The sequence below is a fragment of the Paracoccus sp. UBA5162 genome (genome assembly GCF_002413585.1).
Classification (GTDB): domain Bacteria; phylum Pseudomonadota; class Alphaproteobacteria; order Rhodobacterales; family Rhodobacteraceae; genus Paracoccus.
On the sequence record NZ_DHXG01000072.1, the window covers coordinates 16,516 to 17,100 of the forward strand.

At 63.1% G+C, this 585-nt stretch carries 1 pseudogene; it reads left to right on the forward strand.

Annotation, left to right across the window (positions count from 1 at the left end):
• Window positions 1–585: pseudogene (locus B4A72_RS10740) on the forward strand (DNA-directed RNA polymerase subunit beta'); the annotation flags it as partial.

Sequence of the window (585 nt, forward strand, 5' to 3'; positions counted from 1 at the left end):
CAACCGCAACAACCGCCTGAAGCGGCTGATCGAACTGCGCGCGCCGGACATCATCGTCCGCAACGAAAAGCGGATGCTGCAGGAATCGGTCGATGCGCTGTTCGACAACGGCCGCCGCGGCCGCGTCATCACCGGCAACAACCGCCGTCCGCTGAAATCGCTGTCGGACATGCTGAAGGGCAAGCAGGGCCGCTTCCGCCAGAACCTGCTGGGCAAGCGGGTCGACTTCTCGGGCCGTTCGGTCATCGTCACCGGCCCGGAACTGAAGCTGCACCAGTGCGGGTTGCCCAAGAAGATGGCGCTGGAGCTGTTCAAGCCGTTCATCTATTCGCGGCTGGAGGCCAAGGGCCTGTCCAGCACCGTCAAGCAGGCCAAGAAGCTGGTCGAAAAGGAACGCCCCGAGGTCTGGGACATCCTGGACGAGGTGATCCGCGAACATCCGGTTCTGTTGAACCGTGCGCCGACGCTGCACCGTCTGGGTATTCAGGCCTTCGAGCCGATCCTGATCGAAGGCAAGGCGATCCAGCTTCACCCGCTGGTCTGTTCCGCCTTCAACGCCGATTTCGACGGCGACCAGATGGCCGT